Here is a 24450-nt window from a genome sequence, read left to right as displayed (position 1 = left end):
ACAAAACGGTCTCCCGCCACAAGGTGCGGGCAGCCGCGGCCTCCCGGTGACACCATGACGTGGGTGATCCCAGCACGGCAGCAGCGCCCCAGCCAGCATCCCATCCAGGTCATCGCGCACCGGGGCGCGTCCGACGACGCCCCCGAGCACACCCTGGCCGCGTACCGGAAGGCGATCGAGGACGGTGCCGACGCACTGGAGTGCGACGTACGGCTCACGGCCGACGGCCACCTCGTATGCGTACACGACCGCCGGGTGAACCGCACCTCCAACGGTCGCGGCGCGGTCTCCGCCCTGGAGCTCAACGAGCTCGCGGCCCTCGACTTCGGCTCGTGGAAGGACCGCGAGGAGGCGGAGTCCCCGGACTGGGACCCGGTGCCGGGCGAGCTCACCTCCGTACTCACCCTGGAACGGCTCCTCGAACTCGTCGTCGAGACGCGAGCCGCCGGCCGTCCGCTGCAGCTGGCCATCGAGACCAAGCACCCGACGCGATGGGCGGGCCAGGTCGAGGAGCGGCTGCTGCACCTGCTGAAGCGCTTCGACCTCGACGTGCCGCCGCCCGACGCCCCCTCGCCGGTCCGCATCATGAGCTTCTCGGCCCGCTCACTGCACCGCATCCAGGACGCGGCTCCGGAGCTGCCCACCGTGTACCTGATGCAGTTCGTCTCCCCACGGCTGCGTGACGGACGGCTTCCGGCCGGTGCCCGGATCGCGGGACCGGGGATGCGGATCGTGCGCAGCCACCCGGGGTACATCGACCGCCTGCACCGCGCCGGTCATCGGGCACACGTCTGGACGGTCAACGAGCCGGAGGACGTCGAGCTCTGCATCCGGCTCGGGGTCGAGGCGATCATTACGAATCGCCCGAAACAGGTTCTGGCCCAGCTGGGGCGCGGACGCGCCTAGCGGCCACGGGGCGGATCCTCGCACCGCGGGAGGGCCGGGTCACCGTGGGAGGGCCGGGTCACCGTGGGAGGGCGGGGGTCAGAGGGCCGGATCAGAGGGACGGCGCGAAGGGCCGCGCCCGTGCGGCGCCGCTCGACGCCTGCTCGGTGTCCGCTCGATGCCCACTCGACGTCTACTCGTGTCCGCTCGATGTTCGCTACAGGGAGTACACCGGCGCATTCGGGGCGTACTCGATCGTCACGAGTGCGTCATTGGTAGGCCATTGGCCGGTTTCCGGTACAGCCCAGGAGGGCATCCAACCCGTGGCGTGGGGCAAAGGAGGTCTCGGGGGTGGCGTTGGTGGTGGCACAAGAAGTGCCCACGTCGTCGAGCATGGCCGTTCCCCATGGCCCTGCGGGCGTGGGTCAGGCACGGCACCGGATGCGCGAGCAGTTGCGCAGCCACGGGGTGTCGGACGCGGTCGTCGACGACGCTGTATTGATCCTTTCCGAACTGCTCAGCAACGCCTGCCGGCACGGCAGGCCGCTGGGCCGGCACAACGAAGTGGGAGACGGCGACGTACGCGCCGCCTGGCGCGTCGACAGAACGGGCGGGCTGACCGTCGAGGTGACGGACGGAGGCGGCCCGACCCGGCCGGTTCCGGCCACTCCGTCGGTGACGGCTCGCGGGGGTCGGGGGCTCAACATCATCAGCGCCCTCGCCGAGGAGTGGGGCGTGCGGGACGACTCGTCCGGCGAGGTCACGGTCTGGGTACTGGTCAACGAAGGGCACGTCCCTCCCGACGGGCGCCCCGGCCCACGGGGCATCGGGCGGGTCCCGGGGGCGACGAGGCCGGTGGGCGGTGGCTCGGATGTGACCGGCGCGGCGAGCCTCGACGGACTGGATTTCGCCGACGCGTTCGACGACGCCGGCTGACCCCGGCCTGCCCACCGCGAGGGCCGGCCCGCATGCCGCGAGGCGGCCTCGCACCCGGGAGCCCGACGAGCGCCCGGCCACGAGCGCCGGGCCAGGAAGCGCGGGGGCCGGGAATCGCGGGCCCCGGACAGCGCCCGGCCACGAGCGCCGGGCCAGCAAGCGCGGGGGCCGGGAATCGCGGGCCCCGGACAGCGCCGGGGCGGGAAACGCGGGCCTCGGACAGCGCGACGCCCGGGGCCCCGGCCCCGGTGTCTACCGCCCCCGCGCCCCCTTCCGCCCCCGCCTCGGTCCAGCCCCCACGCCTCGTCGCGCCCTCCGTGCCGGCCGGCGGCGGGCTCGACGGAGCGACGCGGCCGGGGGCGTGTACGCCGGTAGCGGGCCCGCTGTGCCCCCGTACGGCGCACGGACGGCTAGGCTCGCGGCCCAGACCGCACTGTCGCAATCGGGAGAAAGCCCACCATGGCGAAGAAGCGCCCTCAGACCAAGGCCGCGAAGCAGCAGCTCACCGACGGCGAGATCCCGGTGGTCGGGGCTCGCGAGCCCTGCCCGTGCGGTTCGGGCCGCCGTTACAAGGCCTGTCACGGCCGCGCCGCAGCCCAGGCCGTGGCCGAGCTGGTCCAGCGCCCCTTCGAGGGGCTGGCCGGTGAGTGCGACTGGGTCGCGCTGCGCGAGCTGGTGCCCGCCGCCACGGTCGAACTGACGCTGAAGGGCGGCCTGCCCGAGGGGGTGCCTTCGGTGACGCTCGCGACGGTCCTCCCGATGGCATGGCCCGCGCTGCGCCGCGACGACGGTTCGGTCCTGCTCGCCCTGCAGAACGACACCTCGTCCGGCGACCTGAGCCGCGACCTCGCCGACACGCTCCAGCGCGCACTCGAGGCCGAGCCCGGCTCGCCCGTCGCCGCCCGGCGCGTACCGGCCGAAGGGCCGCGGCTCCAGGACGTCCTGGACGCCGACGCCCCGTTCGCGCCCGTCGTGCACCCGGGCTTCGAGTTCTGGGTGCCGGACGCGGAGAACGCCACGGCCGAGGTGTCCGCTTCGCTGGAGCGCGCCAACGACGCGGCGATCCCCACCGTCCTGCTGTCCGGGGTGGACGCCGCCTACTGGTGCGAGACCCCGGAGAAGAACCACCTGCGCTGGGTCATGCCGCACCCCGAGGAGCGGCTCCTCGACGCCCTCGCCCGGCTGCACGCCGCCGGCGCCTCGTCGCTCGGCGAAGGGACCCGGCTGGTCGGCTCCTTCCGCGCGCACGGCCTGATGGTGCCGGTGTGGGACCTGCCGAGCGCGATGGGCGCCGAGGAGTGCGAGAAGCCGGCCGTCGCGTTCGCGGAGCGGCTCGCCACGGCGCTCGCGTCGGACGCGCCGCTCACCGCCGAAGAGCGTCGGGCGCGTGGCGGGCTCACCAACCGCCAAGTGACGCTCAGCTGACAGTGACCACCACCTGGACCGTACGGTGACGCCGGTCACAACTCCCCGTACCCACAGGTAAATCACTGTCCGAATACACGAGATCGAATTTGCGAACGGCAGATCTCTTGTTACCGTTCTAGAAGCCCGGTCGCTGGTGCATCCCCCGTCGCCAGCGATCGGGCGTCCTCATGTCCGGGCACGGCGCATCGTACGGCGCACGGCAGCGCACCGGGCGGCGCGCGTACCGCGCACAGGCCCTGCACAGACCGTCGGCCGCGCCCCTGACTCCCCGCCCCTGCCCGCCCCGCCCCTGTCGCCCTTCCGGCAGCCCTGAGACGGCGGCCACGGCGACCCGGCGGCAGCCCAGAGCCCGGGAAGCCCGGTGGGGAGCGGGGTCGACAACAGCTCCGCACCACCGCCGGACCGCTCGGTATCGGACAGAACTCGCCGGCCGGCCCGCTTTCCGATTACACCGCGAAACAGCTCCGAAGAGATCTTCCTCGACAGATCGAACGGTTTTCGGAAGGAGCATCAGAAACCCGGCCACCGGCGGACTTTGCAGCGGCAGACTTTGCACGTTCGCCACGGCAGCCGGGGAATCGCGGAAACGATCCTTTGGATGATCGCCTCATCCGAAAGTGATACGCCCGGGATCCGACAGCGCTCGGTAATGGAGGCGGGCCGGGAAGAGCCTCCGAGAAGACGCGGGCTTTCACCCCCGCCGGGCTTTCGCCGAGCCCCCGCCCGGGGCGTTCACCGAGCCCTCGCCAAGCTTTCGCCCACCCCCCGCCGGGCTTCCACCGAGCCCTCGCCTGCCCGGCACCGGCCGGCGGCCCGTCGGTCAGTACGCGAGCCGGCTTCCTCCGTCCGGAGCGCTGTTGCTCGCCTCGACCAGCGCGTCCAGAACCGCCCCCACATCCGGCAGCCACGGCGATGCCACCGCCGCGACGGGCGCTCCGCCACCGGGGCCCGGCCGGGAATGCGTGTGTGGAGCCCGCTCCCAGCGCACCTGGCCGGTGCCGATCTCGGACGGCGGGAGGACGAGGTAGCCGCCCTCGCCGTGGAACCGCAACGAGCTGGGCACCCAGTCCTGGGCGTGCAGCAGTTCCCCGAGCCGTTCGAGGGTGTACGGGGCGACCAGCAGCGCCCACCGGGTCGGCGTCGCCACGACGGGGCCCAGCCGCATGCCCATCCGGTCGAGCTCCGCCAGTGCGCGGGCCCCGGCCACCGCGGGCAGGCTCAGCGCGCACGGCGCGTGGCCGCCGGTGGCCAGCAGAACCGGCGCGGTGGGCCGGTTCGTCCACCACCAGCGCACCATCCGGGCGTCGGTGGTCGCGGCGAGCAGTCCGGGATCGAAGGGGTGCGCGCCGGGCACGGCGCACTCGGGATCGGGGCAGGCGCAGCCACGGCCGCGTTCGCCCCGGCTGCCGGCCGCCTGGAGGCCCGCCCCCGGGAGCACCGGCCACTGCCAGGCGGTGGCGCAGGTCAGGGCCGCGTCGAGCCGGGCGGTCCCGCCCTTCCGGCCGAGTCGGGGCCTGCGTCGCCTTCCGAGGATCTCGCGCATGAGCGCTCGTTCCTTTCCGTTGAACGCCGAGGGTCCACATCACACCACGCGCGCGTCACAACACGTGTGCGGATCTTCACTGTGTGTACATGCTCGTACTGTGTGTACATGCCCGTGACATCTGCGGTACGGGTCGGTCATCGGTACCGAGCGTGAACTGTGCTGAGCCGATCGAGCCGGTTCCAGTCGAAAACATGTCGAGGTGCAGAGCGCGTGCCGCGCCTGCCGTCCGTCGTACGACCTCGCCACTCGGGGGTGGGGCGTGGCCGTCACAGGTGAGGACGCCCGGGCCCGCTGCCAGGTTCCGGAAGTGGTCGGAACCAGCCCCTGACCATCTACCGATTACGTACCCAGCATGCCCGGAATGACGCTCCCCCTGGGACTTCACCCGGGGGCAACCCCCGGTCGAGCAGACCCAGTCGACCTCAAATGACCACCGTCGGGTGCATTTTTTGGCCAAGTTGCACGACGCTTGGACACCACAAATCCCGTGGGGACAATGCTGGACATCGCCTTACTTGTGCGTGTACATGTGGATGCACTGATAGCGGCGCAGAATGACATGGGGGTTTGCGATGCTATTCGACGAAACAAGACAGTCGGAAAGCCGGCGACCATGAGCGCCCCACACCTGCCGAAAGTGGCTGGAATCGATCCCACAGTTCCGGTTTCGGCGCACACTGCCGGGCCTCTCTCCGAGGTGCCGACCGCCCCCGGCGCCTTCATCCAGGACCGGCTGGCAGGCTGGGTCTCCGACCTCACCACGCTCCACGAGCTCACCGAACGGCTTGCCAGGACCAACACCCTCGACGACGCCCTGCACGAGCTGCTCGACGCCGGGGCCGCTCTGGTCGGCGCCCGTCGCGGTCTGATCGTCTTCGAACCGTCCGACCTCCGCGGCCCCGTCAGCACCGTCGGCCTCGGGCTGGCCCACGCGGAACTCGGCCAGATCGAGACGGTGCCGCGCAGCGCCACCTCCTACGGCCGCATCCTGGAAGGTCTGCCGCACGCCGACGGGCCGCTGGCCACCCCCGATCTGCTCGGCGACACCAGCCTGGACCCCCGCAGGCGCGAGGTCGCCGCCCGCCTCGGCTACGCCGCCAGCTACGCACTGCCGATCACCACCGAACGGACCGGACGGCTCGCCGCCGCGGTCTGGCTCTACGACGAGCCCGCCGAGCCGCTGGAGCGCCAGCGCCATCTCGCCGGGCTGTACGCCGGGTACGCGGCCGAGCACCTGGCCCGGCTGCTGGAACTGGAGCGGGCCAGGACCGACGTCGCCACCATCACCGAGGAGCTCCTGCCCAGCCGGCTGCCCCGCGTCCCCGGCGTCCAGCTGGCCGTACGCCATCACGCCGCACCGCAGAGCGGCAGCGACTGGTACGACGCCCTGGCGCTGCCGGAGGGCGCGCTGGGCCTCGCGGTCGGCTCCGTCGGCGGGTCCGGGCCGACCGCGCTGGCCGCCATGGGGCGGCTGCGAGCGGGCTTGCGGGCGTACGCGGTGATGGAGGGCGAGGATCCGGTCGCGGTGCTCTCCGACCTCGAACTCCTGATGCGGCTGACCGAGCCGGCGCGTTCCGCGACCGCGCTCTTCGCCTACTGCGAGCCTGCCCGCCGCAAGATCCTGCTGGCCGGTGCCGGGCACACCCCGCCGCTGCTCGTCGGCGACCGGCGCACCGAGTTCGTCGAGACCACCCTCTCCGCCCCGCTGAACATGCTGACCTGCTGGGAGGCGCCGAGCGTGGAGATCTTCCCGATGGCAGGCGAGACGGTCCTGCTGTACACCGACGGTCTGCTGCACCGGGCCGGTGACTCGATGGACCGGGCGTTCTCACGGCTCCACTCGGCGGCGGCGAGCGTCCCGAAGGCGCTGCGCCACGACGCCGGCTCGGTCGCCGACCACGTGGTGCGGACCGTGCTGCCCGACGGGATCGACCGGGGCGACGACACGGAGGACGTGGTCCTGCTCGCGGCGCGCTTCGACTGAGCCGGCCCGCACCCGCCGGGATCGGCGGGCCACCCTGTGTAAGAGGTCTTCCGGCCCTGGGCCCCCTTCCGTACGCCCGTACGATGGAGGGGGTCCAGTGTCGTATCAAGGAGAGACAAGTCGTGTCTGAGGAGCTCACCCCGGAGAACCCGGAGACCGAAGAGACCGAGCCGGTCAAGCAGCGGAAGAACGGCCTGTACCCGGGCGTCTCCGATGAGCTCGCCGCGAGCATGAAGTCCGGTTGGGCGGACACCGAGCTGCACGGCCTGGAGCCGATCGCCCAGGCCGGCCACACCGCCGACCGCCGCGCCGCCCTGTCGGCGCGCTTCCCGGGCGAGCGCCTGGTCATCCCCGCCGGGCGGCTGAAGACCCGTTCCAACGACACCGAGTACGCCTTCCGCGCCTCCACCGAGTACGCGTACCTCACCGGCGACCAGACCCAGGACGGCGTGCTCGTCCTGGAGCCGAAGGACGACGGCCACGAGGCGACCGTCTACCTGCTGCCGCGCTCCGACCGCGAGAACGGCGAGTTCTGGCTCGACGGCCAGGGCGAGCTGTGGGTCGGCCGCCGTCACTCCCTGACCGAGGCCGAGAAGCTCCTGGGCATCCCGGCCAAGGACGTCCGCGAGCTGCCCGCCGCGCTGACCGAGGCCACCGGTCCGGTCCGTAACGTCCGCGGGCACGACGCCGGCATCGAGGCCGCCCTCGCCGACAAGGTCACCGCGGAGCGCGACGAGGAACTGCGCGTCTTCCTCTCCGAGGCGCGCCTGGTCAAGGACGCCTTCGAGATCGCCGAGCTGGAGAAGGCCTGCGACATCACCGCGCGCGGCTTCGAGGACGTGGTGAAGGTCCTCGACAAGGCCGAGGCGACGAGCGAGCGCTACATCGAGGGAACGTTCTTCCTCCGCGCCCGCGTCGAGGGCAACGACATCGGCTACGGCTCGATCTGCGCCGCCGGTCCGCACGCCACCACCCTGCACTGGGTACGCAACGACGGCGCGGTGCGCTCGGGCGAACTGCTGCTGCTCGACGCCGGCGTGGAGACCAACGACCTCTACACCGCCGACGTGACCCGCACCCTTCCCATCAACGGCACCTTCACTCCGCTGCAGCGGAAGATCTACGACGCGGTGTACGAGGCGCAGGAAGCCGGCATCGCCGCGGTGAAGCCCGGCGCCGACTACCGCGCCTTCCACGATGCCGCGCAGCGCGTGCTCACCGAGAAGCTCGTGGAGTGGGGCCTGCTCGGCGACCTGTCCGTGGACAAGGTCCTGGAGCTGGGTCTGCAGCGCCGCTGGACGCTGCACGGCACCGGTCACATGCTCGGCATGGACGTCCATGACTGCGCCGCCGCGCGGACCGAGGCGTACGTCGACGGCACGCTGGAGCCCGGCGTGTGCCTCACCGTGGAGCCCGGTCTCTACTTCCAGGCCGACGACCTGACCGTTCCCGAGGAGTACCGCGGCATCGGCGTCCGGATCGAGGACGACATCCTCGTCACCGAGGACGGCAACCGGAACCTCTCGGACAAGCTGCCGCGGCAGGCCGACGAGGTCGAGGCGTGGATGGCCCGCCTCAAGGGCTGACCCGTCCCCGCGCCGGAGGGCGCCCTGCTCAGGAAACCATGAGCAGGGCGCCCTCCCGCCATTTCAGGACCTTGTCGAAACTCACCAGCGCCCCGCCGTGATCCGGCCGGTTGCCGAAGTGGACGTGATCGGCGAGCTGCTCGATCAGACACAGGCCCCGCCCTTCCTCAGCGGTGAGCGGCGGGTGTTCGACGTACCGCTGCCCGGCTTCGCGCTGCTGCCTCGACTCGTACGGCTGCTTCGATCCGTACTGCTGTTTCGATTCGTTCTGATGTGCGGCGGTGCGAAGTACGCTCCTGGCGGGGAACCCCGGTCCGGAATCGGCGACTTCGATACGGCATTTCTCGCCGTCCAGATACGCGGTGACCCGGTACTGCCCGCAGGCAACACCGGACGGCTCCTGCCAGGCGTCCCAGCTCTCCGTGGCATCGCCCCGGCCCTCGTGGGTCCCGCCGTGTTCCACGGCGTTCGCACAGGCTTCGCTCAGGGCGAGCGACAGGTCGAAGGAGACGTCCGGATCCACGCCCGCGGATTCCATCGTGCCGAGCAGGAACTTACGGGCGAGCGGAACGCTCGCAGCTTCGCGCCGCAAATGGAGTGACCACCACATGCTCATGCTCCAGCCTCCTGGCTGCGGCTCGACATACCGATACGTATTGCCGCCCGAGGCAGTTCGTAAGCACAGGCGGGATGTGAGACCGCTCATTCGGCGGATATCCTCGCTCGCCACACCTGTGCTCCCCCGGCCCCTGGAGCCGTTCCGCCCCGTCCGTAACCGGTCCGAACGGCCCCCCGCCCGCCCTTTCGGGCGGAAGACGACCTTCCGGACCTGCCGTACGGAGGCAGGGGGCGCAGTGGGATGATGTCTCGGCCATGACTACGTCTGTGGGACGCGCCGGAGCCGGTATGCGGCTGCTGAGGGCCGCGGTGTTCGCCGCGGTCTGTGTCGCGTTGTCCGCAGCCGGGCACGCACTGGCCGCCTGTGCGACCGTCCCCGGGTGGACCCTGCTCGCCGGATTCCTCGGCATCCTCGCGGTGGCGGCCCCCCTCGCCGGACGCGAACGCTCACTGCCGTCCATCGCCGCGGCCCTGGCCGGCGGACAGATCGTCCTGCACACGCTCTTCGGCGTGGGGACGCACACCGCCTCGTCCCGGGTCCCGGCCGACGAGGACGCGCTGATCCGGTTCGCGGCGCAGCTCGTCTGCGGCGCCGGGCCCGGGCAGTTGAACGCCGCCGACGCCCACCACATCGTCGCCACCGCCGGCATCGACCCCGCGTCGGTGACCGAGCAGGCCCATCAGCACCTGGCGGCCGCCCCCTCCTCGGGCGTGGCCGGACTTGCCGGGATGCTGCCGGACCTCCCCATGGTGCTGGGCCATCTGCTGGCCGCGCTGGCCGCCGGCTGGCTGCTGCGGCGCGGCGAGGTCGCCCTGTTCCGCCTCGCCCGGCTGTCGCTCCACGGCGCCCAGCAGGTGGCGGCCGCCGCCCGGCTGCGGGCCTTGCGGGCCGCGCTCGTCCTCGTGGCCGCGCTGCGCGCCGGGCTGCCCGGCGGGCCGGCGACCGGGCCGGGCCTCCCCCGTACGGCTGTGGACGCACCGTCCCCCGCCACCGGCGATCCCTTGCAGCACATGGTGATCAGGCGCGGGCCGCCCCCCGTATTCACCCTCGCAGCCTGACGCGACGCCCTCCGCACGATGCCCGCACGACCCCCGCCACGCACCCCCGCGGTGCCGGTACGGGTCGTCGTGCGCACGCCACTCGTGGGGAAGAGGTGTCGCGATCCGGTCGCGCACCCGCGCGCCGGAGCACCCTTCCTTCGTGCATCTGTGGAGTGATCCCTGCCATGAACGTTTCCCGCATCGCCCTCGCCGGCGGCGTCGCCGCGTCCACCGTGCTGATCCTCGCCGGTACGGCCTCCGCCCACGTCAGCGTCCAGCCGCAGGGCGAGGCCGCCAAGGGCGGTTACGCCGTCATCAACTTCAAGGTCCCCAACGAGCGCGACAACGCCTCGACGACCAAGCTCGAAGTCACCTTCCCGGCGGACCACCCGCTGGCGTCGGTCATGCCGCAGCCCGTACCCGGCTGGGACATCAAGGTCACCACGAGCAAGCTGGCCAAGCCGCTCGACATGCACGGCAAGAAGATCAACGAGGCCGTCTCCAAGGTCACCTGGACCGCGGCCGGCAGCAAGATCGAGCCGGGCCGTTTCCAGCAGTTCCCGCTCTCGGTCGGCCAGCTTCCCGAGGACGCCGACCAGTTGGTGTTCAAGGCCGTCCAGACGTACGACAACAAGGAGGTCGTGCGCTGGATCGAGGAGCAGAAGGACGGCGCGGAGGAGCCCGAGAGCCCCGCTCCGGTCCTCAAGCTGAGCGCGGCCACCGGCGATGCGCACGGCGCCACCGCCGCCTCCGGCTCGGACTCCGCCGACAAGAACGCCGAGGCGGACCACGCGAAGGACGAGCAGACGACGGCCTCGGCCTCCTCCTCCAGTGACACCACGGCCCGTGTGCTCGGCATCGTCGGCATCGTCATCGGGGTCGCGGGCGTCGCCTTCGGCGTCCTGGCCGGCCGTCGGCGTACCGCCTGATCACCCCAGCCTCACCCGCCCCACCCACCCTCAGGAAACAGTGCTCCATGGTTAAGAAGTCTGTGCTGGCCGCGGCGCTCGTCGCCGCGGCCACGCTCACCCTGTCCGCCTGCGGCGGCAGTGACAACGACAGCAAGAAGCCCATCGCCGACGTCTCGGTGGAGGCGAAGACCCAGGCCGCGACGGTGCTCGACCAGCCGTTCACCAAGCCGGACCTCGTCCTGACCGACACCCACGGCAAGAAGTACGACCTGCGCGAGCAGACCAAGGGCAAGCCGACGCTCATCTACTTCGGCTACACCAACTGCCCCGACGTCTGCCCGCTCATCATGAGCAACATCGCGATCGCCAAGAAGTCCCTCCCCGAGGCCGACCGGGACAAGCTCCAGGTCGTCTTCGTCACCACCGACCCGGAGCGGGACACCCCGGCCTCGCTGGGCAGCTGGCTCAAGTCCCAGGACCCCTCCTTCATCGGTCTCACCGGAGACTTCCCGGCCATCCAGGCGGGCGCCCGGCAGATCGGCATCGGTATCGACGCGCCGAAGAAGGAGAAGGACGGCACGGTCGTCTCGATGCACGGCTCCCAGGTCATCGCCTTCTCCCCGAAGACCGACCAGGGGTACGTGCTGTACAGCGAGGACACCACGCCCGAGGACTACACCAAGGACCTCCCCAAGATCGTCAAGGGGGAGACGCCGTGAACCGCCGAACCACCCTCGCCGGCGTCCTGGCCCTCTCCACGGGTCTGACGCTGGCGGGGTGCTCGTCCTCGGGCGGCGAACCGGAGCTGAAGGTCATGGGCGCGTTCATGCCGCAGCCCGTCAACGACATGGCGGCGGCCTTCCTCGTCGTACGGAACGACGGCGGCGGCTCCGACCGGCTCACCTCGGTCACCAGTCCGCTCTCGGACGACGTCACGATCCACGAGACGAAGAACCAGGCCATGCGCATGGTCTCGTCCTTCGACGTACCCGCGGGCGGTGAGCTGGATCTGGAACGCGGTGGCAACCACATCATGTTCATGAAGCTCAAGCAGCAGCCCAAGCAGGGCGAGACCGTGTCCGTGGAACTGCACTTCGAGAAGGCCGGCCCCCTCAAGGTCGACCTTCCCGTGAAGGAGACCACCCACAACCCGAAGAAGCAGTGAGGGACTGACCCGCCATGACAGCCACCGCCCCGCCCTCCGGGCCCTCCCGGTCCGCATCCGCCCCGCGCCGGCCGCTCGCCGCCGCCGGACTCCTCGCCGCTCTGACCGGCCTGGTGTTCGGTCTGCTGCTGGCCGTCGCGGGCCCCGCGTCGGCGCACGCGGCGCTCACCGGGAGCGATCCGCAGGACGGGGCGGTGGTCGCCGCCGCGCCCCAGGCAGTCACGCTCACCTTCTCCGAGCAGGTCGCCATGGGCGAGGGATCCATCCGGGTCCTGGACCCCGCCGGGAAGCGCGCGGACACCGAGGAAGCCCCGCGCGACCTGCACAGCGGATCCACCGTGAAGTACGGCGTCTCCCTGCACACCGGGCTGCCGGACGGTACGTACACCGTCGCCTGGCAAGCCGTCTCCGCCGACAGCCATCCCGTCTCCGGAGCCTTCACCTTCTCCATCGGCGCGCCCTCCGAGACCACCGTCGCCCTCCCTGACGACGAGGCGGGCGGCGGCCTGGTCGGCACGCTCTACGGCATCGCCCGCTACGCCGCGTACGCCGGCTTCATCGTGCTCGTGGGCGGCGCGGCGTTCGTGCTGGCCTGCTGGCAGCGTGGGGCGGGCGCCCGACCGCTCCAACGCCTCGTCGTCCGCGGCTGGATGACCCTGACCGCCGCCACGCTCGTGATGCTGTTGCTGCGCAGCCCCTACACCGGTTCCGGGAAACTCGGCGACGCCTTCGACCTCGACGGCCTGAAGGCGGTCCTGGACACCAAGCCCGGAGCCGCGCTCGTCTCACGGCTGCTGCTGCTCGGCGCCAGTGCGCTGTTCATCGCGGTGCTGTTCGGGGCGTACGCCAAGCGCGAGGACGAACGCGAGAAGAAGGACCTCACGTTCGGGCTCGCCATCGGAGGCACGGTCGTCGCCGCCGGGATCGCCGGTACCTGGGCCCTCGCCGAGCACGCGTCGACCGGGATCCAGCCGGGCATCGCGACGCCGGTCGACGTCCTCCACCTGCTGGCCGTCGCGGCCTGGCTGGGCGGGCTCGCCGCGCTGCTGACCGCGCTGTACCGCACCCCTGACATCACCGCCGCCGCGGTACGGCGCTTCTCCCGGATCGCGTTCGGCAGCGTGCTCGTGCTCACCGCGACCGGGATCTACCAGTCCTGGCGCCAGGTCGGCTCCTGGTCCGCGCTGACCGGCACCGGGTACGGACAGCTGCTGCTCGTGAAGGTGGGGCTCGTCGCCGTCCTCGTCGGGGTCGCCGGGATCTCACGCCGGTGGACGGCCCGGCTGGCGGCGGGAGGGGACGCCCAGGCGCCCACCGCGAGCGGCACACCCGGCACCGACGCCGCGGCGGGCGCCGACACGGAAGCCGCCGCCCCCGAGGACCCCGCGCGAGCCGCCCAGCTCGCGCGCCAGCAAGCCGCCGTGGCCACCTTGGAGAGGAAGCGGATACGTGACGCCGACCCCGACCGGTCCGGCCTGCGCCGCTCGGTGCTGGCCGAAGTCGGGGTCGCTGTGGCGCTGCTGGCGGTCACCACCATCCTGACCTCGACCGAGCCCGGCCGTACCGAGGAGGAGGCGGCGCGGTCGACGCCACCGGCAGCCGCACCGGTGGCTGACGGCCCCGTCACCCTCACCCTGCCCTTCGACACCGGCGGCAAGAACGGCGCGGGCACGGTCCGCATGGACCTGGACCCCGGGCACACCGGAGCCAACGTGGTGCACCTCTGGATCGACGGCATCGACGGGAAGGCCATGGACGTCCCCGAGGTGAAGCTGGCCTTCACTCTCAAGTCCAAGGACATCGGGCCCCTGCCCGCTCTCCCCGTCCGGCTGACCGAGGGTCATTGGACCTCCACCGGAATCCAGATCCCGATCGCCGGCGACTGGAACGTCGCGGTCACCGTGCGGACCTCGGACATCGACCAGACCACGGTCGACAAGAACGTGAAGATCGGCTGAGCAGGACGTGAGCGGAAACAACACCACCAGCACAGGCGCCCCGGGCAACCCGGGCGGCAGCAACGAACGGGCCGGCGGCGGTGCCGGCGCACCTGCGGCCGGCTCGATCTCCCGGCGGCGGCTGCTCGGCACCGCGGGGGCGGCCGGCGCCACCGGCCTCGTCCTCGGGGCGGCCGGCGGCGCCACCGGCTATGCCGCGTCCCAGGACGACGCGCCTGCGGCGCTGACCTCGGTCGGTTCCACCGAGGTGATGTTTCACGGGAAACATCAACCGGGGATCACCACTCCGCTTCAGGCCCGCGGTCACCTCGTCGCTTTCGACCTGGCTCCCGGGGCCGGTCGCAAGGAGGCGGCGGCCCTGATGCGGCGCTGGTCGGCCGCGGCCCAGCGGCTGATGGCCGGTGAACCCCTCAACGGCGGCACGGCGCACGACACCGGCATCGCGCTGGACGCCGGCCCGTCCTCGCTGACCGTCACCTTCGGCTTCGGCGCCACCTTCTTCGAACGGACGGGCCTGACCGGCCACCGTCCGCCCGGGCTCGACCCGCTGCCACCCTTCTCCGCCGATCACCTCGACGCCGGCCGGTCCGACGGTGACCTCTGGGTGCAGATCGGCGCCGACGACGCGCTCGTCGCCTTCCACGCGCTGCGGGCCGTACAGAAGGAGGCCGCCGCGGCGGCCACCGTGCGCTGGCAGATGGACGGCTTCAACCGCACCCCCGGCGCCACCGCGAGGCCGATGACCGCCCGCAACCTCATGGGCCAGATCGACGGCACCGGTAACCCGCAGCCGGCCGACAGCGACTTCGACCAGCGCGTGTTCGTCGCGGCACGTGGCGACGACGCCGCGTACGACTGGCTGGCGGGCGGCTCGTACGCGGTCGTCCGACGGATCAGGATGCTGCTCGACGACTGGGAGAAGCTCCCGGTGAAACGGCAGGAGCGAGTGATCGGCCGTCGCAAGGCGGACGGCGCCCCGCTCAGCGGCGGCACCGAGACGACCGCGATGGACCTCGACAAGGCGGGGCCGGACGGCAAGCTGCTGATCCCCGACAACGCGCACGCCCGCATCTCCTCCCCGGAACGCAACGGCGGCGCCGCCATGCTGCGGCGCCCGTTCTCGTACCACGACGGCATGTCCTCGGACGGCACCCCGGACGCCGGGCTGCTGTTCATCTGCTGGCAGGCCGATCCGCTGCGCGGCTTCGTCCCCGTACAGCGCAAGCTCGACCGGGGCGACGCCCTGTCGCCGTTCCTCCGCCACGAGGCGAGCGGACTGTTCGCGGTACCGGGCGGGGCGGCGGACGGGGAGTACGTGGGGCAGCGGCTCCTGGAGGCCTGAGCCGCCGGGGCGGTCGGCGACTCAGCGGCTCCTGGAGGCGTGCGTCGCCGGGGCGGTCGGTGACCCGAAGGCCTGAGCCGCCGGAGCAGGCCGGTCGGGACTGAGGGCGGGCTGTACCGGCCCGGGCAGGCCGGCCGGGACCGGGGCTGTACCGCCGAGGGAAGGCGGTCGGGGACCGGGCAGGCCGGCCGGGACCGGGGCTGTACCGCCGAGGGAAGGCGGTCGGGGACCGGGGGCCGTACCACTCGGGCGCACTAGGGTGACGGTATGTCCGCCACGCGCTACGCCTATCTCGGCCCCGAGGGCACCTTCACCGAGGTCGCCCTCCGTACGCTCCCGGAAGCCGCCACCCGCGAACTCGTCCCGATGGTCTCGGTGCCGGCGGCACTGGACGCGGTGCGGGCCGGCACGGCCGCCGCTGCGCTCGTCCCGATCGAGAACTCCGTCGAGGGCGGCATCACCACCACGCTCGACCAGCTGACCAGCGGTGAACCGCTGATGATCTACCGCGAAGTGCTGCTCTCCATCACCTTCGCGCTGCTCGTGCGTCCCGGCACGGCGCTGTCCGACGTCAAGACGGTCACCGCACACCCGGCCGCGCAGCCGCAGGTGCGCAACTGGATGGCGGCTCATCTCCCCGAGGCCGTCTGGGAGTCGGCGGCGTCCAACGCGGACGGGGCCCGGCTCGTGCAGGAGGGACGCTACGACGCCGCCTTCGCCGGGGAGTTCGCGGCGGCGACCTACGGGCTCGAACCGCTGGTGACCGAGATCCACGACGCGGAGAACGCCCAGACCCGCTTCGTGCTCGTGGGCCGACCGGCCCGGCCGGCGGCGCCGACCGGGGCCGACAAGACCTCCGTCGTCATCTGGCTCGGGGACGACCACCCCGGCGCACTGCTCGAACTGCTCCAGGAGTTCATGGTGCGCGGGGTGAACCTGATGCTGATCCAGTCCCGGCCGACGGGTGAGGGGATCGGCAACTACTGCTTCGCGGTGGACGCCGAAGGGCACATCTCCGACCGCCGGGTCGGCGAGGCGCTGATGGGGCTGAAGCGGATCTGCCCGAAGGTGCGGTTCCTCGGCTCCTATCCGCGTGCCGGTGTGACGCCGGCCGAGGTGCGGCCCCTGCGTGCGGGCACGTCGGACGCGGCGTTCACCGAGGCCTCCGACTGGCTGGCCCGGAATCAGGACGGCCGGGCCTGAGGGCTCGGACCGCACCATGACTCAGGCCGCCTCCGGCCGGGGCAGGCGGTCATCCTCCGCCCTCAGGCAGGGCGCCTGCCCGTACGGCCGGTGTGATCAGCCGATGGTCCACCTAGGAAAAGTTATCCACAGGGACATGCCCCGACCTGGGGACAAGTCGACACCGCAACGCGACATGGTCGACAAATCTGCCCACCCCGCTCAGACCGGTCCACAGGGCGTCGGGTCGCCTGTTGTCAGCTCAATTCCATTGATCAACTCTTTAGGGCGAGCAATTCCCACCCGAACGAGCGTGTGAAGGGGGTTTGAGCAGTGAATCCACGAGTCGGCATGCGGCTTTCGGAATGATCTCCTCCGCGTCCACAGACCTTCCTCACAGCCTGTGGATAACTTTGGCGGACTGCACATTCCTGTGGACAAGCGGCGACCAACTCCCCCTCCACGCAAGGCCCGTACGTCAAGGCGGACCATCCTTCTGCCCCATTTAGGGGAATAGGGCATCTTTCCTGACGTCGCCACCCCACGTCGCCCGCGGATTCCATCCCCAGCATTACCAATACCGGCAATTCGGGCAAAGTGACACGCTTAGCCATATCGGTTCGAACTCCCGAAGCCGACACCGGTAGCCTGGAGGGGTGATTGACCTTCGCCTGCTTCGTGAGGACCCCGACCGTGTTCGCGCCTCCCAGCGCGCCCGTGGAGAGGACGTCGCCCTCGTCGACGCTCTTCTCTCCGCCGACGAACGGCGCAGGTCGTCCGGGGTCCGGTTCGACGAGCTCCGTTCCGAGCAGAAGTCGCTCGGCAAGCTCATCCCCAAGGCCTCCCCGGAGGAGCGCGCCGACCTCCTGAAGAAGGCCGAGCAGCTCAAGGCCGACGTCAAGGCGGCCGACGCGGCGCAGAACGAGGCCGACGAGGAAACCAGGAGCCTGCTGCTGCGGCTCGGCAACATCGTCCACACGGATGTGCCGGTCGGCGGCGAGGAGGACTTCGTCGTCCTCGAGACGCACGGCACCATCCGCGACTTCGGCGCCGAGGGCTTCGAGCCCAAGGACCACCTGGAGCTCGGCGAGGCGCTCGGCGCGATCGACATGGAGCGCGGCGCCAAGGTGTCCGGGTCGCGGTTCTACTACCTGACGGGCGTCGGCGCGCTGCTGGAACTCGCCCTCGTCAACGCGGCGATCGCGCAGGCCACCGAAGCGGGCTTCATCCCGATGCTCACCCCCGCGCTGGTCCGCCCGCGCGCCATGGAGGGCACCGGCTTCCTCGGCCAGGCCGCGGAGAACGTCTACCACCTGGAGAAGGACGACTACTACCTGGTCGGCACCTCCGAGGTACCCCTCGCCGCGTACCACATGGACGAGATCATCGACGCGGACAAGCTGCCCCTGCGCTACGCGGGCTTCTCGCCGTGCTTCCGCCGGGAGGCGGGTACGTACGGCAAGGACACCCGTGGCATCTTCCGGGTCCACCAGTTCGACAAGGTCGAGATGTTCTCGTACGTCGACCCGGCGGACGCCGAGGCCGAGCACCAGCGGCTCCTGGACTGGGAGAAGCAGTGGCTCACCGCCCTTGGGCTTCCCTTCCAGGTGATCGACGTCGCCACCGGTGACCTGGGCGCCTCGGCCTCCAGGAAGTTCGACTGCGAGGCGTGGATCCCGACCCAGGGCAAGTACCGCGAGCTGACCTCCGCGTCCAACTGCGACGGCTTCCAGGCACGCCGGCTGTCCGTCCGGATGCGGGACAACCGCGACGGCAAGAAGGTCCTGCAGCCGCTGGCCACGCTGAACGGCACGCTGTGCGCCGTACCGCGCACGATCGTGGCCATCCTGGAGAACCACCAGCTCGCGGACGGTTCGGTACGGGTGCCCGAGGTGCTCCGTCCGTACCTGGGCGGGCGCGAACTGCTGGAGCCGGTCGCCAAGTGACGTTCCCGTACAAGCTCGTGGCGACCGACCTCGACGGCACGCTGCTGCGTGACGACGACACGGTCTCCGGGCGCACGCGCGAGGCGCTGGCCGCGGTCACCGCGGCCGGTGCGGCGCACATCATCGTCACCGGCCGCGCCGTCCCGTGGACCCGGCACATCCTGGACGACCTGGGCTATGACGGCCTCGCGGTCTGCGGCCAGGGTGCGCAGGTCTACCACGCGGGCGAGCACAAGCTGCTGACGTCGCTGACCCTGGACCGGCAGCTGGCCGGTCTCGCGCTCTCCAAGGTCGAGGCCGAGGTCGGACCGCTGGCGCTGGCCGCGAGCCGCGACGGGCTCGACGGGGAGGTGCTGGTCGGCCCCGGCTACCGCGTCCAGGAGGGACCGCTTCCGGCCATCCCCCTCCAGGACCCGGCGGAGTTGTGGTCCGCCCCGCTGAACAAGGTCTACATACAGCACCCCGACCTGGACGACGACGAGCTGGCGAAGGCCGCGCGGGCGGCCGTCGGCAATCTGGTGGACGTGGTCATGGCGGGTCCGGGCGTGGTGGAGATCCTGCCGCTGGGGCTCAGCAAGGCCACCGGCCTCTCGTTGGCCGCGCGTCGGCTGGGCGTGAAGGCGGCCGACACCATCGCCTTCGGTGACATGCCGAACGACATCCCGATGTTCGCCTGGGCACGTCACGGCGTGGCCATGGCCAACGCGCACGAGGATCTGAAGGCCGTCGCCCAGGAGATCACCGCGTCGAACGAGGACGACGGGATCGCCGTGGTGCTGGAGCAGTTGCTCTAGACGTCAGGGGCCTGCGGGCCTGCGGGTCTGCGGGTCTGCGGGTCTGCGGGTCTGCGGCGGAGGATGCGCGGATCGAACGCGCGCGGGGTTTTCGGCCCCGACGACGGCTTAGCAAGCCGCTGCCTTACCACTCGGCCAATCCTCCGGGAGGGCGGCCGCGCGCGATGCGCGGGAACGGCCGCCCGGGCGTGGTGCTCGGAGCGGCGCGGCGGAGCAGTCGCTGACTACTCCGGTGCCGGCTCGGACACGCCCTGCTGGGAGCTCGACGGACTCGGACTCTCGGTCATCGCCGCGCTCCTCTCCCGGTCTGTGGTGCCGCTCGTGCCGTTCCCGGCGGGTGCCGTACCGCTACTGTGCCGCGCCCCTGATGTCCGGTGCCACTCATTTACGGGCGGCACCGGACACCAGGCCTTCGTCAGCGGTTCTTGTTGCGGCGGCTCAGGTCCTTCAGGTTGCGCGCGAGCTCGTCCATGCGCCCGTCGAGCCGGACGATGTCGTCGGACACACCGCCCAGCCGCACGCTCATGGCACCGACCACCTGATGCGTGAGCTCCATCCTGCGATCGAGGCTGTCGAGGCGGTGCGACATCCGGTTGAGGACCGGCCCGAGTTCCTGCAGGGCGCTGCCGACGCCGGCGAGGCAGCTTTCGACCCGGGTGACGCGGTGTTCGAGCGAGGCGTATCCCGCACGCAGGTCCTGCTCGGCGTCGAGGAGGTACGTACGGACGCAGCGGGCGATGTCGCTGTCGCGAAGAAGCATCGCGACGTTGAGGACGGTTCGGCGGGTGTAGAGGCGGAGCTGAGTCGCCGCCTGTGGATAACTTTCGGCGGCTTCACCACCCCATAGCGACAGCATGTCGCTATGGAACCTTCGCAGGTCAGAGCCTCGGAGCACGCGCATCCCATTCTGCGTGAGCTCATCCTGGTGCCGGTCGGTCAGCCTCCTGACAGCGCCTGTGGATACTTCGAAGTACCGCGCCACGTCCTCGGTGCGGACGTGAAGTCCGTCCGGGAGCATGACAAGGCTCTTCACCTTGTCCAGGGCGTCGACGCGCCCCATCTGTTCGACACGCAACGCGCGTGATTCGAGCAAGGCGACTTCCGTGGGCATGAGCATGCCTTCCGATCGTGAGAGCTGGAGCGGACAGCCCTCTCCCCGGGCCTCAGGGGCGGAGGACGCTCACGGTTGCCACTCACTCGAGGACCGACCGACGGGGTAATGCCCCGCCGCATCGGCTATGCGTATTTCACGAAAGCTACGACGCCACAGATTCCAGTTGCCTCCACGCAGAGTGGACAACGAACCGATAACCGTACAGTTACGCGTGTGACCGTACGAAATGCGACAACCCCCGTCCAGTGGGCGGGGGTTGTCGCATGACGGCGGAGCGCTTCCTCACTCCTCGCCGGCGAGCTTCAGCGTCCGCAGCTTCTGACCGGCGTACCAGGTCGCCACCACGGTGACCGCGGCCAGCAGCACCGTCGCGAGCGGCAGTCCGACATCGGAGGTGATCGCACCACCCCCGCCGACCTTCTCCGCCAGCGCCAAGGACCACTGCTGCACGCTGAGCGTGCGCGCACCCGGTACCAGGCTGCCGAAGAGGGCCTCCCACACCAGCGCGTAGACGAGTCCGAGGACCACCGCGTGCCGGCTGACCGTGCCCAGCAACAGGAACAGCGCGCTGTACGCGATCGAGGCGACCAGCGCCGCGATCGTGTACGCCACCGCGATCTGCTGACCGTTGCCGTTGAGGATCAGACCGGCGATCAGCGTCGGCACCGCCGAGAAGGCCATCGTCACCGCGATCGCCACGATCAACTTGGTGAAGATGATCGTCGGCCGCGTCACCGGCTTGGCCAGCAGGTAGACGATCGATCCGTCGTCGATCTCGGGGCCGATGGCTCCCGTGCCGGCGATCACACCGATCAGCGGCACCATGGTGGCGATGGCGAAGCCGCCCAGCACGTCGGAGGCCACCTGGTCGTCCGCCCCGGCGAACATCCGTACCGCCACCGCGATGACGATCAGGAGCGCGGGCAGGACGAAGAGGATGGCGGCCCGGCGTCGGCCGAGCAGGGCCCGGTAGGTGAGCCGGGCGACTGTGGGGTCGTACATGACGTCACAGCTCCTTTCAGGCCACTACTCAGGCCGCTACGAGATAGGAAAAGACCGATTCGAGGGACTCGTCGGACGGCGAAACGGTCAGAAGGCGAATGCCCTGTTCACGTGCCACCTTCGGCAGCAGCGTGGTGAAACGGCCGAAGTCGACGGCCTGGATGCGCAGGGCGTTCTCGCCGAGGTCGACCTCGATCCCGGCCGTCGACGGGTCGGCGATGAGCGCGGCGGCGAGGGCGCGGTCGTCACTGGACCGCACGAGATAGCGGTGCGGCCGGTCCGTCATCAGCCGGCGGATCTTACGGAAGTCACCGGACGCGGCGTGCCGCCCGGCCACGATCACCTCGATGTGGGAGGCGAGCTGCTCGACCTCTTCGAGGATGTGGGAGGAGAAGAGAACCGTGCGGCCCTCCGCCCCCATCCGTCGCAGCAGTTCCATGAGCTGCATCCGCTGGCGCGGGTCCATCCCGTTGAACGGCTCGTCGAGCAGCAGCACGGACGGGTCGTGGACCAGCGCGGACGCCATCTTCACGCGCTGGCGCATGCCCTTGCTGTACGTGGAGATCTTGCGGTCCTGGGCGTACTCCATCTGGACCGTGCTCAGCGCGGCGGCCGCCTCGGCATCGCCGAGTCCGTGCAGTTCGGCGTTGGCCACCACGAACTCGCGGCCGGTGAGGAAGTCGTACATACCCTCCCGCTCCGGCACGATGCCGATCTGCCGGTACACGGCCTCGTTGCGCCAGATCGGCTTGCCGTCGAGCGCGACCGTGCCCGTCGAGGGGGCGAGGAATCCGGCCATCATGTTGATCAGCGTGGACTTGCCGGCGCCGTTGGGGCCGAGCAGACCGGTCACCCCCGGGCCCACGGTCATGCTCACGTCGTTGACGGCGACCACGTTTCCGAACCAGCGGGACGTGTGGTCGATCTCGATGGTGGTCACAGCCCGACCCTCCGGTAGCGGCGCATCAGTACGGCGTACGAGCCGGCGACGAGCGCGAGAACAACGATCAGATAGACCACGCCGGCACCGGCCCCAGGGCCTTCCCCTCCGGGGAAGGCGGACGTGGCTCCGAGGAAGGCGGTCTGCACACCGTCGATGAGCGTGATCGGGGAGAAGAGCCCGAGCCACGGCACGGCGCCGCCGGACCCGGTGGACCAGGCGATGCCCTGGAGCGTGCTGACCGCGCCGTACGTGATCGTCAGCACGGCGATCACCGCGGCGACACCGAAGCCGCGCCGGGGGGTGAGTGCGGCCATCACGAGGCCGAGACCGGCGAAGAGCACGGACAGCAGGGCCACCGAGACCATCCCCTGGGCGAACCACTTGGTCTGGTCGGCGAAGTCGAACTTCCCCAGCAGCGCGCCCACGTACAGGATCACGAGCGGCGCGCCGGTGAGGATGAAGAGCGCGGAGACCATGGCCGCGAACTTCGCGAGGACGTAGTCGCCCCGCTCGATCGGCCGGGAGAAGTAGAGCGGGATGCTCTTGAACCGGAGGTCCCTGGAGACCGACTGCGGTGCCTGGGAGGCCAGGAACAGTCCGATGACCGCCTGGAGATAGACCGCGTACGAGGTGTACTCGATCGGCAGCTTCGTAGAGTTGGGGATGTTGATGGCCACCGCCACGATGATCGCCGCGACCAGGCACATCACGCCGAACAGCAGCATGGGCAGCACCTTGGACTTGGCCGAGCGGCCGAGGCCGAAGGAACCGCGCAGGGACTGCGAGTAGAGCGAGCGGCGGGCGTAGGCGCGGCCGAGACGCGGGCCGTCGTAGGCGCGGTAGCCGATGTTGTGGATCCGGGAGGTCTCGCTCCCGGTCGCGGCGCCGGTCTCAGTGCTCATCGCGACCGCTCCCCTTCTGCTGTACGGCCCCGGCGGCCACGGGCGCGGTCCGCGCCTCGGGGTGCGCTGCCGGTGCCTCTTCGGTACGGAAGACCTCGGCGATGTGGTGGCGGCGCTGTTCCATCCGTACGAGGCCGAGGCCGAGGCCGGCGACGCTGTCGCGGACGAGGTCGTACGTCTCCTCGCCGGTCGCCTCGATCAGCAGGATGTGGCCCGCTCCGGGCAGGCCCTCGGCGTCGAGCCCGTCGAGCCCCACCAGAGTGATCCCCCCCGCGGTGAGGGCCTTGCGCAGGGCGTCGGTCCCGTCGGGGTGGGCGTCGCTGTCGGTGACCTCGACCGCGAGGGTCGTGGTGGTCTGGGTGAAATCGCTGGTGGAGCTGGACCGCAGCAACGATCCGCCGTCGATGACGACGACGTGGTCGCAGGTGCGTTCGAGCTCGCCCAGGAGGTGCGAGGTGACGAGGACCGAGATGCCGAAGTCGGTGTGGATGCGCCGGATCAGACCGAGCATCTCGTCACGGCCGACCGGGTCCAGTCCGTTGGTCGGCTCGTCGAGGAGGACCAGCTGCGGGTCGTGGACCAGCGCCTGGGCCAGCTTCACCCGCTGCTTCATGCCGGTCGAGTAGCCGCCGATGGGCCGGTAGCGCTCCTCGTACAGGCCGACGTGCCGCAGCGTGTCCGCGGTGCGTTCGCGGGCGGCGGTCGGCGGCAGTCCGGACATCCGCGCCATGTGGACGACGAACTCGGTGGCCGAGACGTCGGGCGGCAGGCAGTCGTGCTCGGGCATGTACCCCACCCGTTCCCGGATGGCGGCGCCGCTGGTCGACACGTCGAGCCCGAGCACCGCGGCCCGGCCCTCGGTCGCGGGGGACAGACCCAGCAGGATCTTGATCAACGTGGACTTGCCGGCTCCGTTGGCGCCCACCAGCCCGGTCACACCCGGGCCGATGTCCAAGGAGAGCCGGTCAAGCGCGGTCACCCGGGGGAACCGCTTGCTCAGGCTTTCGGTCGCAATGACAGTCACGTCATCGACGGTAGTGGCGCGGACCACACCGGTCGTCAGACCTGACGGCTGGATTTCCGTCAACCTCCAGATGTACGGACCCGTAGGGGGACCCCACGGAGGAGGACCGCGAGACGGCACGGCGTGTCCGGCGGGCGGCCGGC

Annotated in this window: 21 protein-coding genes and 1 tRNA gene; 14 read left to right on the top strand and 8 right to left on the bottom strand. The window is 70.9% G+C overall.

Features of this window, described 5'->3' with window-relative positions:
* The first annotated feature begins 54 nt into the window (after positions 1 to 54).
* The 3 genes from ABZ454_RS02055 (at position 55) to ABZ454_RS02045 (ending at position 3246) form a co-directional block, all read left to right on the top strand.
* Positions 55 to 906 carry a glycerophosphodiester phosphodiesterase gene (locus tag ABZ454_RS02055; protein WP_359535653.1) on the top strand — a complete coding sequence of 284 codons (852 nt, stop codon included), beginning with the start codon at positions 55 to 57 and terminating at the stop codon, positions 904 to 906.
* Positions 907 to 1167: 261 nt separating this feature from the next.
* On the top strand, positions 1168 to 1821 hold the full coding sequence (locus ABZ454_RS02050) for an ATP-binding protein (protein ID WP_359535747.1): 654 nt from the start codon (positions 1168 to 1170) through the stop codon (positions 1819 to 1821).
* 459 nt (positions 1822 to 2280) lie between these two features.
* Positions 2281 to 3246, top strand: coding sequence for a DUF5926 family protein (locus ABZ454_RS02045; protein ID WP_359535652.1), 966 nt, complete (start codon positions 2281 to 2283; stop codon positions 3244 to 3246).
* Positions 3247 to 4069: 823 nt separating this feature from the next.
* Here ABZ454_RS02045 and ABZ454_RS02040 read toward each other — a convergent pair.
* Positions 4070 to 4792, bottom strand: coding sequence for a bifunctional DNA primase/polymerase (locus tag ABZ454_RS02040; protein WP_359535651.1), 723 nt, complete (start codon positions 4790 to 4792; stop codon positions 4070 to 4072).
* Between the two features lie 499 nt (positions 4793 to 5291).
* On the opposite strand from ABZ454_RS02040, the gene ABZ454_RS02035 reads away from it, so the two are divergent.
* Both ABZ454_RS02035 and ABZ454_RS02030 read left to right on the top strand, forming a co-directional pair.
* Positions 5292 to 6779, top strand: coding sequence for a PP2C family protein-serine/threonine phosphatase (locus tag ABZ454_RS02035; protein WP_359535746.1), 1488 nt, complete (start codon positions 5292 to 5294; stop codon positions 6777 to 6779).
* A 122-nt stretch (positions 6780 to 6901) separates the two neighbouring features.
* On the top strand, positions 6902 to 8365 hold the full coding sequence (locus ABZ454_RS02030) for an aminopeptidase P family protein (RefSeq protein WP_359535650.1): 1464 nt from the start codon (positions 6902 to 6904) through the stop codon (positions 8363 to 8365).
* Positions 8366 to 8393: 28 nt separating this feature from the next.
* Here ABZ454_RS02030 and ABZ454_RS02025 read toward each other — a convergent pair whose 3' ends face one another.
* Positions 8394 to 8981, bottom strand: a complete 588-nt coding sequence (locus ABZ454_RS02025) for an ATP-binding protein (protein WP_359535745.1) — start codon at positions 8979 to 8981, stop codon at positions 8394 to 8396.
* 257 nt (positions 8982 to 9238) lie between these two features.
* Between ABZ454_RS02025 and ABZ454_RS02020 the strand changes: the two genes are divergently transcribed.
* From ABZ454_RS02020 to ABZ454_RS01980, 9 genes are all read left to right on the top strand, one after another.
* Entirely contained in the window at positions 9239 to 10042 is an 804-nt protein-coding gene (locus ABZ454_RS02020; protein ID WP_359535649.1) for a hypothetical protein, read from the top strand.
* A 167-nt stretch (positions 10043 to 10209) separates the two neighbouring features.
* Positions 10210 to 10953, top strand: coding sequence for a YcnI family protein (locus ABZ454_RS02015; protein WP_359535648.1), 744 nt, complete (start codon positions 10210 to 10212; stop codon positions 10951 to 10953).
* Positions 10954 to 11000: 47 nt separating this feature from the next.
* A complete protein-coding gene (locus ABZ454_RS02010; RefSeq protein WP_359535647.1) occupies positions 11001 to 11654 on the top strand; it encodes an SCO family protein in 654 nt (217 codons plus the stop codon).
* The gene (locus ABZ454_RS02005; RefSeq protein ID WP_356320746.1) at positions 11651 to 12100 is read left to right on the top strand and encodes a copper chaperone PCu(A)C; all 450 of its coding nucleotides are present in this window, start codon (positions 11651 to 11653) and stop codon (positions 12098 to 12100) included. The genes ABZ454_RS02010 and ABZ454_RS02005 overlap by 4 nt, the downstream gene beginning before the upstream one ends.
* A gap of 14 nt (positions 12101 to 12114) precedes the next feature.
* Positions 12115 to 14058: a copper resistance protein CopC gene (locus tag ABZ454_RS02000; protein WP_359535646.1), complete on the top strand. Its 1944-nt coding sequence runs from the start codon at positions 12115 to 12117 to the stop codon at positions 14056 to 14058.
* Between the two features lie 106 nt (positions 14059 to 14164).
* Positions 14165 to 15400, top strand: coding sequence for an iron uptake transporter deferrochelatase/peroxidase subunit (gene efeB, locus ABZ454_RS01995; protein WP_359535744.1), 1236 nt, complete (start codon positions 14165 to 14167; stop codon positions 15398 to 15400).
* A 267-nt stretch (positions 15401 to 15667) separates the two neighbouring features.
* The gene (pheA, locus tag ABZ454_RS01990) at positions 15668 to 16603 is read left to right on the top strand and encodes a prephenate dehydratase (protein WP_356320742.1); all 936 of its coding nucleotides are present in this window, start codon (positions 15668 to 15670) and stop codon (positions 16601 to 16603) included.
* A gap of 635 nt (positions 16604 to 17238) precedes the next feature.
* Positions 17239 to 18528 carry a serine--tRNA ligase gene (gene serS / locus ABZ454_RS01985; protein WP_356320740.1) on the top strand — a complete coding sequence of 430 codons (1290 nt, stop codon included), beginning with the start codon at positions 17239 to 17241 and terminating at the stop codon, positions 18526 to 18528.
* A complete protein-coding gene (locus ABZ454_RS01980; RefSeq protein WP_359535645.1) occupies positions 18525 to 19322 on the top strand; it encodes an HAD family hydrolase in 798 nt (265 codons plus the stop codon). The genes serS and ABZ454_RS01980 overlap by 4 nt, the downstream gene beginning before the upstream one ends.
* A gap of 57 nt (positions 19323 to 19379) precedes the next feature.
* On the opposite strand, the gene ABZ454_RS01975 is transcribed toward ABZ454_RS01980, so the two are convergent.
* The 6 genes from ABZ454_RS01975 to ABZ454_RS01950 all read right to left on the bottom strand — a co-directional run bounded on the left by ABZ454_RS01975 (position 19380) and on the right by ABZ454_RS01950 (position 24307).
* A tRNA-Ser gene (locus ABZ454_RS01975) sits at positions 19380 to 19467 on the bottom strand.
* A gap of 270 nt (positions 19468 to 19737) precedes the next feature.
* Positions 19738 to 20433, bottom strand: coding sequence for a hypothetical protein (locus tag ABZ454_RS01970; protein WP_356320829.1), 696 nt, complete (start codon positions 20431 to 20433; stop codon positions 19738 to 19740).
* Between the two features lie 285 nt (positions 20434 to 20718).
* Positions 20719 to 21438, bottom strand: a complete 720-nt coding sequence (locus ABZ454_RS01965) for an ABC transporter permease (protein ID WP_356320737.1) — start codon at positions 21436 to 21438, stop codon at positions 20719 to 20721.
* A gap of 28 nt (positions 21439 to 21466) precedes the next feature.
* Entirely contained in the window at positions 21467 to 22378 is a 912-nt protein-coding gene (locus ABZ454_RS01960; protein WP_356320735.1) for an ABC transporter ATP-binding protein, read from the bottom strand.
* Positions 22375 to 23283 carry an ABC transporter permease gene (locus ABZ454_RS01955; RefSeq protein ID WP_359535644.1) on the bottom strand — a complete coding sequence of 303 codons (909 nt, stop codon included), beginning with the start codon at positions 23281 to 23283 and terminating at the stop codon, positions 22375 to 22377. The genes ABZ454_RS01960 and ABZ454_RS01955 overlap by 4 nt, the downstream gene beginning before the upstream one ends.
* Positions 23273 to 24307: an ABC transporter ATP-binding protein gene (locus tag ABZ454_RS01950; RefSeq protein ID WP_359535643.1), complete on the bottom strand. Its 1035-nt coding sequence runs from the start codon at positions 24305 to 24307 to the stop codon at positions 23273 to 23275. The genes ABZ454_RS01955 and ABZ454_RS01950 overlap by 11 nt, the downstream gene beginning before the upstream one ends.
* Between the last annotated feature and the right edge of the window lie 143 nt (positions 24308 to 24450).

The sequence above is a fragment of the Streptomyces sp. NPDC005803 genome, assembly GCF_040630435.1.
GTDB lineage: Bacteria > Actinomycetota > Actinomycetes > Streptomycetales > Streptomycetaceae > Streptomyces.
The sequence above is the reverse complement of the archived record's forward strand: the minus strand, read 5'-3'. Positions and strand labels throughout refer to the sequence as shown.